This window comes from Neolewinella maritima, from assembly GCF_923081025.1.
Lineage (GTDB): Bacteria > Bacteroidota > Bacteroidia > Chitinophagales > Saprospiraceae > Neolewinella > Neolewinella maritima.
In genome coordinates this window covers 43005-56287 of sequence record NZ_CAKLPZ010000004.1, presented here as the reverse complement: position 1 = coordinate 56287, position 13283 = coordinate 43005, and the positions used below count along the sequence as shown (strand labels likewise).

Here is a 13283-nt window from a genome sequence, read left to right as displayed (position 1 = left end):
TAGCAGAATACTATACCCCAACACCAAATCCGACACATGAACCGACTACTACCCACCCTTACCGTACGTGTCTGTTGCGTACTACTCTTCTTCTCCGCTTTCACCACATCGGCATTCGCCCAGGCTCCGGAGCCTACTTCGACACTCCCCTTCGCTGTCTATATGGAGGCGGAATGCGCGGCCGTCGGTGCGAACTGGCGCAAGCAATCCGATAGTCTGGCCTCCGACACCTTCTTCGTGGTCGTACAGCCCGGTCTGAGCTCGCTCGATAGCCCTCCGGAGGATGTGGCTGCTAATAAAGTCACCTTCACCGTGAGTGTACAGGAGCGCGATTCCTTCAAGCTCTGGGCCCGCGTGCTCGCCAATAACCCTTCGGAAGACTCCTACTGGGTACGCGTAAACGACGGCGAATGGGTCAAGTGGTTTAGCCGCCTGCGGTTCGAAGGTCAGTGGATCTGGCGGGAAGTACAGGGCAGTCCGTTCTTCCTGGACGCCGGTACCAACACGATCGACTTCGCCTACCGAGAATCGAATACCCGGCTGGATAAGATCTACGTCTCCTCCCTACGGTCCGCCCCCCAGGGAGCTGACACCGATGTAGTCAACTGCGAGATGAGCAATGACTGCGAGCGTTTCCCCGAAGACTGTGCCGGTGAGGTGTGGATCGAGGCGGAGTGCGGCGTGCCCGACTCTACTGGCTTCATCTACCGCAACGACACGCGTACCAGTAATAGCGGATACTTCGAGGGCAAGCAGCCCAGCAGTATCGGTATTCCTACCGCCGTCGGTGAGCCGGGACAGATCGAGTATACCATCGACGTCGATCAGGACGGTACGTACTACATGTACTTCCTCATGGCTACGCCAGACGTCGGCAAAAATTCCTTCTACGTCAAAGTAGACGACAACGACTGGATCGATTTCAGCAATGAGCTCGGTGGCGGCGCCCTGCTAGCCGATGACTTCGAGTGGAAGCAGGTCAACAACACTGGCGATACGGTGACCGTAGACCTCACGGCCGGTCAGCACACGCTATACGTAGCCAAGCGCGAAGCCGGTACGCAACTCGATAAAATTCACCTGCGGCAGGACACTATCGCCCCCACCGGCTTCGGTAAGGTAGCCCTCAACTGTGCGGTAAACGCCCTGACGCCCGTGCGTGCGCCACTCGATCTACAGAGTCAGCTCAGCCTGTTCCCTAACCCCGCCAGCAGCCGGCTAAACGTGCAGTTTAACTCGCCCGCCGTCAGGGGGCAGGTACTACTGCACATCGTAGATATGACCGGACGGGTGCTTTCGCAGCAGGTATTTTCTAACACTGCGGGCTACCTCAATATAGAGGTGTCCGTGCAGGACCTCTCGCCCGGACTGTACCGGGTGCTCCTCACGTCCGATCTGGGCGTGAGCAGTCGTCCCTTCGTAAAGCAGTAGGCTTAAACCTTGCGTTGCCGTAGCAGCGTAGCATTTCGCTCCGGAATCTTTTCCGGATCGGGATACGCTGCTACGGCCTTCGCCACCTGCGCTACCCGCAGTAACTGCAGGGTCGGGTAGGGGGACCGGTTGGTCGCATTGGCCGGATCGTCCGCAGGCTGCTCCGCAAACACATAGTGTGGATGGAAGTGCGCGAGCTGTACCAGCTCGCTACCACCGCTCTCGTCTAAGAGCAACTGTATTTCCTCGATGAAATCCAGGAAGGCTTCGAACTCACTAAGCACCTCGGTGAAGACCAGTAGTGTAGTCTCGACGTCCACCGCATCCTGCTGTACGAACTGCTGCACCTGCGCGCCCGCCCAGTAGAAGGCGGAAGGGACATCCGGTAGCGTACACGCTATACATACGACGCGCTGCTCACGGTGTGGACGCGCCGCGAACGGACAGAGCTGAAGTTTGATCACGAAGTCTTCTACCCACTGTAGGGTACGTTGCGAGGGGCTCACTCTCCCAGCGAGTTGGTGAGCCGGCGGTGACCTACGTAGGTGCGCCAGCGGTTCAGGGCGGCCTGCATGTCGTCCGGAAGCTCGGAGTCGAACTGTACGTGCTCCCCGGTGGTGGGGTGGATGAATCCGATGCTCTTGGCGTGGAGTGCCTGCCGCGGACATAGCTCGAAGCAGCGCTCAACAAAGGTCTTAAATTTGGAGTACACGGTGCCCTTCACGATGCGGTCGCCACCGTACTTACTGTCCTGAAACACCGGATTGCCGGCCGACTTCATGTGTACGCGGATCTGGTGGGTGCGCCCCGTCTCGAGCCGCAGTTCGCAGAGGCTGACATAGTAGAGATCTTCCAGGGTCCGGTAGTGCGTTACGGCGTGCTTTCCTCCTTCGTCGGGGGGGAACACCGTGTAGTTCTGGCGGATGCGGGGATGGCGTCCGATGTTGCCCTCGATGGTGCCGTCGGATGGGTCGGGTGATCCCCAGACGATCGCCTGATAGGTGCGCTCGATGCTGTGGTCGAAGAACTGCCGGGCCAGCGAGGCCATGGCCTGGTCGGTCTTGGCGATCACGAGTAGACCGGAGGTGTCCTTGTCGATCCGGTGTACTAGTCCTACCCGGTCCCGGTCGTTGCCCGGCAGCACCGGGATGTCCTCCTGTTTGAGGTAGTAGGCCAGTGCATTCACCAGGGTGCCCGAGGGGTTGCCTACGCCGGGGTGGACGACCATGCCCGGTGGTTTGTGCACGATCATCAGCGCGTCGTCCTCGTAGCGGATGTCCAGGGGGATGTCCTGCGGCAGGAGTCCGGCGTCCTTACCCGGATGGGTAGGGATGACCAGACTGATCAACTCGCCCGGGGAGAGTTTGTGGTTGGGCTTGACGGACGCACCGTCTACCAGGATGGAGCCATCACGGATGCCATTCTGGATACGGTTGCGGCTTACGCGGGCCAGTTTATCGGTCAGGAATTTATCGATCCGGACGGGTGATTGCTTCGGATCCACCCGTATTTCCTGCACCTCGTACAGTGTTTCGTCCTCCTCCACATCTTCCATGGTGCAAAGGTAGTTAAGTGTTACCTTTACAATAGGGTCGGACTCAGGTAGTGTAAGATCCTCCGTCACCCCCGGTGCAATAGTCCGGCAAGGTGACCGGGAGATCGCTAGTCAGTTGCACTATGAAATTATCGAGTCTGGTGGTACGGGACCCCAAGGTCAACCACTACAACCCTCCCCACCAGGTACCGCTCGTAGCGGCTTCCAGCTTTGTATTCGGCTCGATCGAGCAGGGCATGGACATCTTTGACGGTAAGGAAGCCGGTCACGTGTACGGGCGTTTCGGTAATCCGACCATCGATGCGGCAGCCGAGAAGATTGCCGCCCTGGAGGGATTTGGTATGGACAAACCATGCTACGGCCTATTCTGTAGCAGCGGAATGGCCGCCATCGCTACGGTACTTCTGTCACTATGTGAGGGTGGGGGAACGGTACTCACGCAGGGCGACCTGTACGGAGGCACCAGTAGCTTGCTGGACGACCTCAGTAGCCGCGGCATCCGACGGATAACTACCGATCTGCGCAATACGGAGAAGATCGAGGACTGCCTGGCGGACTGCGCCGACATCTGCGTGGTCTACGTGGAGACGCCCTCTAATCCCCTGTTGCGCTGTACGGACCTGGAGTACCTATCTGACCTGGCCCACCACTACGGTGCCCTGGTGGTAGTGGATAATACCTTCGCTACGCCGATCATACAGCAGCCGCTCCGGCTGGGGGCGGACGTGGTCGTGCACAGCACGACGAAGTACCTGAACGGACACGGCACCGGGGTCGCCGGTGCCATTGTCTGCCACGACGAGGCGCTTATGCAGCGCTTCCTGCCTACCTACCGGTTATTCGGTGGGTCGGGAAACCCCTGGGATGCCTGGATGGTGCTCAACGGACTGAAGACATTAGCGATCCGGATGGAACGCCACTGTGAGAATGCGCAGCAAGTAGCCAGTTACCTTTGCAACCATTCGAAGGTAGCCGCCGTGCACTACCCCGGACTAGCGGGGCATACGGACTGCGGTACCATCCGCAAGCAAATGTCCATGCACGGTGGTATGCTGAGCTTCGAGGTAGCCGGCGGGTTAGATGCCGCTATGGCCTTTATGAATCGGCTCAAGTTCTGCACGCTCACGCCGACGCTCGGCGACGTGGACACTCTCGTGCTACACCCCGCTACGATGAGCCACCGGGGGATCCCCCGGGAGCAGCGGATGACATACGGCATCAAGGATGAGCTGGTACGCGTAAGCGTCGGCATCGAGGCCGTCTGCGATATCCTGGGCGACCTCGAGCAGGCTATCGGCTGAGACCAGGTAAGCCCGCCTTCACCACCTCGGCCTCATCGGGGACCGCCCCGCTGACCTATCTTTGCCGGTCCCCAACCGATAGACATGTCCGCCAAAGAATCCTACAACAGCCAACGGGTCGAATCCAAATGGTACGCCCACTGGATGGAGCACGACTACTTCCGCAGCGTGCCGGACGAGCGCGAGCCCTATACCCTGGTCATTCCGCCCCCCAATGTGACCGGACAGCTGCACATGGGGCACATGCTCAACATCACTGTGCAGGACATCCTGGTCCGCAAAGCGAGGCTAGACGGCAAGAACGCCTGCTGGGTTCCCGGCACCGACCATGCCAGCATTGCAACTGAGGCTAAGGTGGTCAAGAAACTGCGCGAGCAGGGCATCAAGAAGTCCGATATCGGCAGAGAGGAATTCCTGAAGCACGCCTTCGCCTGGAAGGAGGAATACGGCGGTGTCATTCTACAGCAACTCCGTTCGTTAGGAGCCAGTTGCGACTGGTCGCGCACCCGCTTCACTATGGAGCCGGCCCTCTACGATGCGGTGATTAAGGTGTTCGTCAAGTTGCACCGTGCGGGCAAGCTGTACCGCGGACTGCGCATGACTAACTGGGATCCCGAGGCCCAGACCGTACTGAGCAACGAAGAGGTCGTCCACACCGAAGAGAACGGCAACCTCTACCATGTGCGCTACCGAGTGGAGGGCACCGATGATCAGTACATCACCATCGCCACCAGCCGGCCGGAGACCATCATGGCCGATACCGCGCTGGCCGTGCATCCTGACGATGAGCGCTACCAGCAGTACCACGGCCGCAACGTGATCGTACCGCTGGTGAACCGTGTCGTCCCCATCATACCGGACGACTACGTCGATCCAGAATTCGGTACCGGAGCACTGAAGATCACCCCCGCCCACGACGTCAACGACTACGCCCTGGGCGAGAAGTATGGGCTGGAGGTGATCGATATCCTCACCGCCGATGGTAAGCTCAACGAGCTGGCCCAGGTGGCCGTAGGTATGGACCGCTTCGACGGCCGCGTGGAAGTCATCAAACAGTTGAAGGCCAGCGGCGACCTACTGGAGATCAAGCAGTACCGTACCAAGATCGGCCGCAGCGAGCGCACCAACGCCGTGGTGGAGCCCCGCCTGACCCTGCAGTGGTTCATGAAGATGAAGGATACTGCAGCAGAAGCCCTGGAGACCGTTACGGGTGGTGACATCCGCTTCCACCCGGAAGGTATGGTCAATATGTACCGCTCCTGGCTGGAGCCGGATAACGTGCGCGACTGGTGCATCAGCCGACAGCTCTGGTGGGGCCAGCGTATCCCCGCCTGGTACCACGGCGATGAGGTATACGTGGCCGAGACCGCCGAGCAGGCGCTGGAGCAGGCTAGGATAAACCATCCCGGTCTGGACGCCAGCGCACTGCAGCAGGACGACGACGTACTCGATACCTGGTTCAGCAGCTGGCTCTGGCCCATGTCCGTCTTCGACGGCTTCGGGGAGGATAAGACGGAGCTGGCCTACTACTATCCTACCAACGACCTGGTCACCGGCTGGGACATCATGTTCTTCTGGGTAGCCCGTATGATCATGGCCGGCAACGAGTTTAGCGAGGACCTGCTGGGGGCGGACTTCGTCAGGGAGCACGGTCGGGTGCCCTTCCGCGATGTGTACTTCACGGGTATGGTGCGCGACGAGAAACGCCGCAAAATGTCCAAGTCCCTGGGCAATAGCCCCGATGCCATGGAGCTACTCCAGACCTACGGGGCCGACGGCGTGCGCTACGGTATGCTCTCCAGCGCCGCGGCCGGCAACGATATCGTATTCGACGCACCGATCCAGGACGGTAAGGTGCTCAACGAGAGCCAGCTCTGCGAGCAGGGCCGCAAGTTCTGCAACAAGATCTTCAATGCCAATCGTCTCATCCAGTCATTCGAAGTAGCCGACCGCCAGGCCGATCCCGCCGCCGCCCTGGCCACGCGCTGGATCGAAGCCAAGCTCAACCAGACCATCACCGAGGTAAATCGCCTCATGCAGGAGTACCGCCTCAGCGAGGCCATGGTGACGCTGTACCGCCTCATCTGGTCCGACTACTGCAGCTGGTACCTGGAGGCTATCAAGCCTACGGACAGCACGATCAGCCGGACCACATATGACGCCGCCATTTCCGTTTTCGAGCGCATGATGATCCTGCTGCACCCCTACCTGCCCTTCATCACCGAAGAGGTTTGGCACCAGCTACGCGAGCGTGGAAAGGGCAAAGACTGTATCGCCAGCCGCTGGCCTACCGCCGCACCGGCCGACCCCGCCATACTTAAGTTGTTTGCACAGCTTCAGGAGACGATCACCAACGTCCGCGACATCCGCAATCAGCGAGGCGTATCCCACGGCGACATGCTACAGCTGGTACTCAAGCGCAGCGCCCACACCGAATCCCTCCTGGGCGCGAACGCAGGTGCAAAGGAATTCCTCCAGAAAGCGGGCAACCTGGCCGGCGTTGATCTGGTCGACGAAGCTCCCTCCAACGGACTGCCCTTCCTGATTGGCAGTGATACGGCCTACCTCCTGCTCAACGAGCCGGTAGATCTGGACGCCGAGCGGGCCAAGACCGAGGAAGAACTCACGCGGCTACGGGGCTTCCTACAGTCCGTAGAGAAAAAACTCGGCAACGAACGCTTCGTAGCCAACGCCCCCGATGCGGTGGTGGAGCTCGAGCGCCGCAAGCAGGCCGATGCCACAGCCAAGATCGAGAGTCTGGAAAAATTACTTTGATCTGCGCGTGGGATGAGCGTCCGGTGGGGTAGTTTAGTAACTATCCCGTCCGGACAGTGTATCCTCTACGATGCTCATCGACCAACACGGCCGCCAACTTACCTACCTCCGGCTGGGGGTGACCGACCGCTGCAACCTGCGGTGTCGCTACTGCATGCCAGCCGAGGGTATCGACTTTGCGCCGCGCGATGCGCTGCTGACCTACGATGAGATCTTATTTTTAGCCGATGTGCTGGCCGAACAGGGCGTGACGAAGGTGCGCCTGACGGGCGGCGAGCCACTCGTACGCCGCGATCTTCCGGTGCTGGTACGCGGACTAGGTGAGCGGTTCCCGAAGCTGGCGATGACCACCAACGGTATCCTGCTACCCAAGTACCTCGACGAACTGACGGCCGCCGGCCTCACCCGTTTCAATCTGAGCCTGGATACCCTGCGCCCGGATCGCTTCTTCGCCATCACCCGCCGGGACGAGTACGGCGGCACCCGGCGCGCGCTGGATCTGCTGCTGGAACGGGACTATTACGTGAAGGTCAACGTGGTAGTCATGCGCGGACAGAACGATGACGAATTACTCGATTTTGTAGCCCTCACCCGAGATAATGCGCTGGATGTACGCTTCATCGAGGCGATGCCCTTTAACGACGATGATGGCAACCACGATGTTTTCCTGTCGTACCAGGCCATGCTCGACCGTATTCGCGCCGCTCATCCTGATCTGGAACAGTCGCATGAGCAGGAGGGCAGCGCGGTGACCTTCCGCCTGCCGGGCGCCCGGGGTAGGGTAGGGATCATACCCGCCTATAGCCGTAGCCTGTGTGGTAGCTGCAACCGCCTTCGCCTCACTCCAAAGGGAACTATGCTCAACTGCCTGTACTCGACCAAGGGTCTGGAGCTGCTGCCGCTACTGCGGGCCGGCATCCCCCGCGACGAACTCACCGAGCTCATTCAGGCATTTGTATACGGCAAGTATGCTACTGGTCACGATACCGAGCGCCACGAGCAGCAGGGGAATATCTTTGCCAGTATGACCAGTATCGGCGGTTAATCTACTTACCCTATGCCCCTTACCCACCTAGACGAAGCGGGTCGGCCCGCGATGGTCGATGTCAGCGATAAGTCCGTCACCAAGCGGACGGCTACCGCCGAGGCACGGGTGGTCCTGGGCACCGAGATCATGCAAGCGCTGGTAGCTGGCGACTTCGCGACCAAGAAAGGGTCCGTGACCCAGACGGCCATCATCGCTGCCACTATGGCCGTCAAGCAGACCTGGGCCGTGATTCCGCTGTGTCACCCCCTCCCGATTCAGGGCTGTAGCGTGACCGTAGAGGCGCAGGACGACCGGAGTATGTACATCAGTTGTACGGTGACGACGGAGGGAAAGACGGGGGTCGAGATGGAAGCGCTTCACGGAGCGAGTGTTGCCGCGCTTACGGTCTACGATATGTGTAAGGCCATGTCGCACGCGATCTGCATCGAGGATCTTCGGCTAGTCCGTAAGCGGGGCGGTAAAAGTGATTTCGATGGACCAGCGGTATAGTCGGCAGACCATTCTGGATGGAGTAGGTGAGGAGGGACAGGCCCGGCTCACCGTCGCCCGGGTAGTTATTGTGGGCTGCGGCGGACTCGGCAGTCCGGCCGCTGCCTACCTGGCGGCTGCGGGTGTAGGCACGATTCGCCTGATCGACGGCGATACCCCCGAGCTCAGTAACCTACACCGGCAGGTCTTCTACAGCACCGACCGGCCGGGCACTAAAGTCCAACAACTGGCCGATCACCTCCGCCGTCTTAATCCGACGGTCAAGATCCAGACCCACGACAAGCCGCTAGACGAAGCTAACGTACGCTCGCGGCTCCGGGGGGGCGACCTGGTCCTGGACTGTACGGATGACGCTAGGACCAAGCACCTGATAAACGACGCCTGCGTGCTACTTCAACTCCCGCTGGTGTATGCCGCCGCTCAGGGATTTGCGGGTTACCTCGCCGTATTCGAGAACCGAGCCGGGGGCGTCCATTTACGGGATGTGTATCCCGAGCCCGATCCCAGTCTGCCGGACTGCGCAACCGCCGGCGTGCTCCCCACTGCGGTAGGCATCGTAGCCATGCTTCAGGCTAACGCAGCGCTGTGTTATCTGCTCCAGATCGGTAATCCCCCCATCGACCAATTGCTGACGTACAATGCGCTGGACAACTCGCAGCACCGTGTTCGGCTACAAAAGTCATACGAGGGTGAGATCACCCTGCCCGCCCCAAGCCGGGGCAGCCGCACCCGCGCTGATCTGGAGGTCGTGGCTGAAAGCCTGACGCCGGTAGGTTACACTACGGTATTCAGTATGCTCTCCGAAGAGCGCGAGCCCACGCTGCCCGAGGGGGTGGTTCGGCTCGATACGCGCGATCCACTCGGTGATAGCCTTTCGCAGATGCGGGATGGAGAACCATACTTGCTGTACTGCAACTCCGGCAAGCTCAGCCTAGTCCTGGCCGCTCAGTTGCGCAAGACCCGTCCGGAGCTGCAGGTGTACAGTCTGAAGGGGGGTATAAAGGCGTTGTAGCGGCAACTGAGCTACTTCAGATGCAGTGACAGTGAGCGCGTCTGCTAGGGCCTAGCCGCCAGCCAGTGGCTACCATCGGCCCGAAATTCCTTCTTCCAGATCGGGACGGTCTTCTTCAGCTCATCGATCACAAATTCACAGCCGGCGAAGGCCGGGGCACGGTGCACGCTACTCACGGCTACGATCACCGCCACCTCGCCGATCGTGAGCTCCCCTTTGCGGTGATGTAGCGCCACGGCATGTAATCCGAACTGTTCGCGGGCCGTTTCGGCTATCTTATGCATCTCCTTGAGGGCCATAACGTCATAGGTGTCGAACTCCAGATGAGTTACGGTCTGGCCGAGGTTAAGATCGCGGATCGTACCGACGAAAAAGCAGAGGCCGCCGCAGGACGGGTGGCTCACGAATTGGGAACATTCCGTGAGGTCGAGGGGGGTAGCACGCAGGGCGATGTCGATCATGGGTATAGCGCTATCCACCGCTTACGGGGGGAATGATAACAAGTTCATCACCCGCTTCAATGCGATCGCCGTCCAGGGCATAGGCTTCGTTGCGGGCGATGGCGAAGCTGACTAATCCTCCGAAGGCCGGATAGGCTGTGATAAGCTTCTGCCGCAGCTCTGCTACGGTGCTGCCCTCAATATCCGGCAGACGGAGGGAGGGGCCACCGGCGATCTCACGCGCGACTCCAAAACAGGCGATCTTCATAAGCTTAGTACTACGGACCAGTTAGACCATACTAACCGCAGACCGACCAAAAGGATGAGTCCGGCCGCCAGCCTGCGAATGGCGGAAGGTGTTAGGCGGCGCAGCGTCAGGCGGGTACCCAGGTAGCCTCCCCCGATCACCGACAGCACAAGTAGCAGGGTGAGGGGATAATCCAAGATCATCCCCACGCTCAGCTGACCGGCCAGGCCGGCTGCGGAATTGAGGGCGATGAACAAACTAGTAGTAGCAGCAATGGCGCGCGCCGACGCCCACCGGCTCAGGAACAATAGCGGACTCAGGAATATGCCGCCCCCGATCCCCACCACCCCAGAAACGAAGCCCACGGCCGCCCCGACCAGTACCGCACCTGCGGCCCCGCCCCGGTGACTCAGCGCAGATTCCGCTTCAGAAGGTGTGCGGCGCAGTAGCATCAGTAGTCCCGCCAGGATCAGGAGCGCACCGAGTGCCAGCAGGTACTGCTCGCGCGGTAGCTGTACCCGACCACCTACGAAGGCGGCCGGCATACTGGCGAGGATCAGGGGAAGGGCTTTGCGCCAGGGCGTGACGCCGGCTCGGGCGAAGGAGTAAGAAGCCCCGCCGGTCACGGCCAGGTTGCAGATCAGGGCGATGGGACGGATGGTGCCGGGGGGGAGTCCGGCCAGGGCCAGTAGGGCCAGGTAGCTACTGCCACCGCCGAAGCCCGCCGCGGAGTAGAGCAGCGCCACGGCGAAGAATGCCCCGCAGAGCCAGACATATTCCATGGCGGTGATAAACTTTGGGGTAAGGTAGCAACATCAACAAGGCATGACGGTAGAAGAGCGTGCCCTGTTGATCGACGAACGACTGTGCGAGGAGTACGGCGCGCCCTTCATCCCCTTCAGCTACCGGGATCCGGTGAGCGAACTGGTGGGTTCGCTGCTGTCGCACCGCACGAAGAACGCCGTCACCCGCGGAGCCTTTCAGCAGCTCGTACAGGAGCTCCCTACCTGGGAGGAGGTGATGGACGCCCCCACCGCGCGGGTCGAGCAGGCGATTACCGCAGTGACCTTTCCGGAAGTGAAAGCGCCACGGATACAGGCTGCCCTACAACAGATAAAAGATCGCTGCGACGGGGTACTGTCGCTCGACTTCCTGGCCGAGCTGCCGGTGCGCGAGGCGCGCGACTGGCTGGAGGTGATCCCGGGCATCGGAGCGAAGACGAGTGCGGCGGTCCTGAGCTTTAGCCGATTGCGGATGCCGGCCCTCGTGGTGGACACCCACCACCAGCGGGTAGCGCAGCGGATCGGACTGGTGCCCGCCAGGGCCAGTCTGGAGAAGTGCGCGCTGCTCCTGCAGAGCTACGTGCCGGAGGACTGGGACGGGCAGCGGGTCTACGACTCCCACCAGGGCTATATGCGGCATGGACAGCGGGTATGTCACTGGCGGCGACCGGACTGCCACCGCTGCGTGATCCGACCATGGTGTGACTATCCCGACAAGGGGGAACCGGCCTAGGGGCCTATCTTCGCCGCCCAAATTCGACCCCATGATCGTACGTCAGGAAATCAAGCACTTACTGCAGCAGCCTCCCGTTGGCGAACTAGTCACCGTGATGGGCTGGGTCAGGGCCTGGCGCGGTAACCGTTTTATGGTGCTCAACGACGGCTCCGGACCGCAGACCCTCCAGGTCGTCGTGGACCAGGATAAATTTCCCGAAGAAACCGTCCGGCAGATCGGCTTCCACGCCTGCGTGCGCGTGGTGGGCACGCTCACGGCCAGTCAGGGCAGCGGGCAGTCCGTAGAAGTGATGGCAGAGCAGCTCGAGATCCTGGGCGCTAACGACCTGAGCAGCTACCCCCTTCAGCCCAAGAAGCAAACCATGGAATACCTGCGCGAGAACGCGCAGTTTCGCATGCGGACCAACACCTTCAGCTCCGTATTCCGGGTGCGGCACGGGGTAGCCTATGCGGTCAATAAGTACTTCCACGACCGGGGCTACTACTACCTCCATACGCCCATCATCACGGGCAACGACGCGGAGGGCGCCGGGGAGATGTTCCGTGTATCCACCCTGGATCCCATCAACCCGCCCCGCACCGAGGCCGGCGAGATCGATTATAACCAGGACTTCTTCGGCAAGGCGACCAACCTGACCGTATCCGGTCAGTTGCAGGCCGAGATCGGTGCCCTTGCGCTGGGCAAGGTCTACACCTTCGGACCCACCTTCCGGGCCGAAAACAGCAACACCAGCCGGCACCTGGCCGAGTTCTGGATGATCGAGCCGGAGATCGCCTTTGCCGACATCGACAACGATATGAATCTGGCGGAGGACTTCGTGAAGTACCTCATCAACTTCTGCCTCGAGCAGTACCCGGACGACCTAGCGTATCTGGACCAACGCATCCAGGATAGCGAGAAGAACATGAAGACGGCGGACCGTCGTCCTATGGGACTGGTCGACACCCTCAAATTCGTGGTAGCCAACGACTTCGCCCGGGTCACCTATACCGAAGCGTTGGATATCCTGATGCGCTCAAAGGCCTACAAGAAGGGTAAGTTCGAGTTCCCCCTCTCCTGGGGTACCGACCTGCAGGCTGAGCACGAGCGCTACCTGGTGGAGAAGCACTTCGAGCGGCCCGTCATCGTGCGCGACTATCCCAAGGATATCAAAGCATTTTACATGCGGCAAAACGATGACGGTAAAACGGTAGCGGCCATGGATGTGTTATTCCCCTACATCGGTGAGGTCATCGGTGGCAGTCAGCGGGAAGAACGTGAGGACAAACTGCGACAGCGGATGCAGGAAATGGACGTACATGCCGACGAGCTAGCCTGGTACCTGCAACTGCGCACCTTCGGGGGCTGTCCCCATGCCGGCTTCGGCCTGGGCTTCGAACGGATCGTGCAGTTCATCACCGGGATGGGTAATATCCGCGACGTCATTCCTTTTCCCCGTGCGCCTCGTCTGGCAGACTTTTAACTCCC

The 13283-nt window shown here is 60.5% G+C and carries 13 protein-coding genes; 8 read left to right on the top strand and 5 right to left on the bottom strand.

Annotated elements, in window-relative coordinates; translation table 11 throughout:
- Positions 1-36: 36 nt before the first annotated feature.
- Positions 37-1431 carry a T9SS type A sorting domain-containing protein gene (locus MJQ68_RS14480; protein ID WP_238751848.1) on the top strand — a complete coding sequence of 465 codons (1395 nt, stop codon included), beginning with the start codon at positions 37-39 and terminating at the stop codon, positions 1429-1431.
- A gap of 2 nt (positions 1432-1433) precedes the next feature.
- Here MJQ68_RS14480 and MJQ68_RS14475 read toward each other — a convergent pair whose 3' ends face one another.
- A complete protein-coding gene (locus MJQ68_RS14475) occupies positions 1434-1937 on the bottom strand; it encodes a DUF1415 family protein (protein ID WP_238751847.1) in 504 nt (167 codons plus the stop codon).
- Positions 1934-2986: an RluA family pseudouridine synthase gene (locus MJQ68_RS14470; RefSeq protein WP_238751846.1), complete on the bottom strand. Its 1053-nt coding sequence runs from the start codon at positions 2984-2986 to the stop codon at positions 1934-1936. Before MJQ68_RS14470 ends, MJQ68_RS14475 begins: the two co-directional genes overlap by 4 nt.
- A gap of 122 nt (positions 2987-3108) precedes the next feature.
- On the opposite strand from MJQ68_RS14470, the gene MJQ68_RS14465 reads away from it, so the two are divergent.
- The 5 genes from MJQ68_RS14465 (at position 3109) to MJQ68_RS14445 (ending at position 9611) form a co-directional block, all read left to right on the top strand.
- A complete protein-coding gene (locus tag MJQ68_RS14465) occupies positions 3109-4287 on the top strand; it encodes a trans-sulfuration enzyme family protein (protein WP_238751845.1) in 1179 nt (392 codons plus the stop codon).
- An 84-nt stretch (positions 4288-4371) separates the two neighbouring features.
- A complete protein-coding gene (locus MJQ68_RS14460) occupies positions 4372-7062 on the top strand; it encodes a valine--tRNA ligase (RefSeq protein WP_238751844.1) in 2691 nt (896 codons plus the stop codon).
- A 70-nt stretch (positions 7063-7132) separates the two neighbouring features.
- The gene (moaA, locus tag MJQ68_RS14455) at positions 7133-8107 is read left to right on the top strand and encodes a GTP 3',8-cyclase MoaA (protein WP_238751843.1); all 975 of its coding nucleotides are present in this window, start codon (positions 7133-7135) and stop codon (positions 8105-8107) included.
- 12 nt (positions 8108-8119) lie between these two features.
- Positions 8120-8599, top strand: coding sequence for a cyclic pyranopterin monophosphate synthase MoaC (gene moaC / locus MJQ68_RS14450; protein WP_238751842.1), 480 nt, complete (start codon positions 8120-8122; stop codon positions 8597-8599).
- Positions 8583-9611 carry a HesA/MoeB/ThiF family protein gene (locus MJQ68_RS14445; protein ID WP_238751841.1) on the top strand — a complete coding sequence of 343 codons (1029 nt, stop codon included), beginning with the start codon at positions 8583-8585 and terminating at the stop codon, positions 9609-9611. Before moaC ends, MJQ68_RS14445 begins: the two co-directional genes overlap by 17 nt.
- A gap of 44 nt (positions 9612-9655) precedes the next feature.
- Here the strand turns inward: MJQ68_RS14445 and MJQ68_RS14440 are convergent, their stop codons facing one another.
- The 3 genes from MJQ68_RS14440 to MJQ68_RS14430 are packed head-to-tail and all read right to left on the bottom strand — an operon-like array spanning position 9656 to position 11080.
- Positions 9656-10072 (bottom strand): molybdenum cofactor biosynthesis protein MoaE, encoded by a 417-nt coding sequence (locus tag MJQ68_RS14440; RefSeq protein WP_238751840.1) that lies wholly within the window; start codon positions 10070-10072, stop codon positions 9656-9658.
- 10 nt (positions 10073-10082) lie between these two features.
- A complete protein-coding gene (locus MJQ68_RS14435; RefSeq protein WP_238751839.1) occupies positions 10083-10319 on the bottom strand; it encodes a MoaD/ThiS family protein in 237 nt (78 codons plus the stop codon).
- Positions 10316-11080, bottom strand: a complete 765-nt coding sequence (locus tag MJQ68_RS14430; protein ID WP_238751838.1) for a sulfite exporter TauE/SafE family protein — start codon at positions 11078-11080, stop codon at positions 10316-10318. The genes MJQ68_RS14435 and MJQ68_RS14430 overlap by 4 nt, the downstream gene beginning before the upstream one ends.
- Before the next feature lie 43 nt (positions 11081-11123).
- Here MJQ68_RS14430 and MJQ68_RS14425 point away from each other — a divergent pair, with 43 nt between their 5' ends.
- Both MJQ68_RS14425 and asnS read left to right on the top strand, forming a co-directional pair.
- The gene (locus tag MJQ68_RS14425) at positions 11124-11813 is read left to right on the top strand and encodes an endonuclease III domain-containing protein (protein WP_238751837.1); all 690 of its coding nucleotides are present in this window, start codon (positions 11124-11126) and stop codon (positions 11811-11813) included.
- Between the two features lie 31 nt (positions 11814-11844).
- Positions 11845-13278, top strand: a complete 1434-nt coding sequence (asnS, locus tag MJQ68_RS14420; protein ID WP_238751836.1) for an asparagine--tRNA ligase — start codon at positions 11845-11847, stop codon at positions 13276-13278.
- The last annotated feature ends 5 nt before the right edge of the window (positions 13279-13283 follow it).